The sequence below is a fragment of the Ruegeria profundi genome, from assembly GCF_001507545.1.
In the GTDB taxonomy this organism is placed as follows: domain Bacteria; phylum Pseudomonadota; class Alphaproteobacteria; order Rhodobacterales; family Rhodobacteraceae; genus Ruegeria; species Ruegeria profundi.
In genome coordinates, this window is sequence record NZ_LQBP01000032.1 from 1 (window position 1) to 803 (window position 803).

Here is an 803-nt window from a genome sequence, read left to right on the forward strand (position 1 = left end):
ATGGCAAAGGAAAAGTTTGAGCGTACAAAACCGCACGTCAACATCGGCACGATTGGCCACGTTGACCATGGTAAGACGACGCTGACCGCAGCAATCACCAAGTATTTCGGCGACTTCAAGGCGTATGACCAGATTGACGGTGCGCCGGAAGAAAAGGCGCGCGGCATCACCATCTCGACCGCCCACGTGGAATACGAGACCGACAACCGCCACTATGCGCACGTTGACTGCCCCGGCCACGCCGACTACGTCAAGAACATGATCACCGGTGCCGCTCAGATGGACGGCGCGATCCTGGTTGTGAACGCCGCTGACGGCCCGATGCCGCAAACGCGTGAGCACATCCTGCTGGGCCGCCAGGTTGGCATCCCGAAGATGGTCGTGTTCCTGAACAAAGTTGACCAGGTTGACGACGAAGAGCTGCTGGAGCTGGTTGAGATGGAAGTGCGCGAACTGCTGTCCAGCTACGACTACCCCGGCGACGATATTCCGATCATCGCAGGGTCGGCTCTGGCCGCGATGGAAGGCAACAACCCGGAAATCGGCGAAGAGAAGATCAAGGAACTGATGGCGGCTGTTGATGAGTATATCGACACCCCTGAGCGTGCTGTTGACCAGCCGTTCCTGATGCCGATCGAAGACGTGTTCTCGATCTCGGGCCGCGGTACCGTTGTGACGGGCCGTGTTGAGCGTGGCGTGATCAACGTGGGCGACGAGATCGAAATCGTCGGCATCCGCGACACTTCGAAAACCACCTGCACCGGTGTTGAGATGTTCCGCAAGCTGCTGGACCGCGGTGAAGC

Annotated in this window: 1 protein-coding gene; it reads left to right on the forward strand. The window is 58.9% G+C overall.

Annotated features, from left to right (window positions below; translation table 11 throughout):
* On the forward strand, positions 1 to 803 hold an 803-nt coding region (locus tag AVO44_RS20525; RefSeq protein ID WP_068341358.1), incomplete at both ends, for an elongation factor Tu.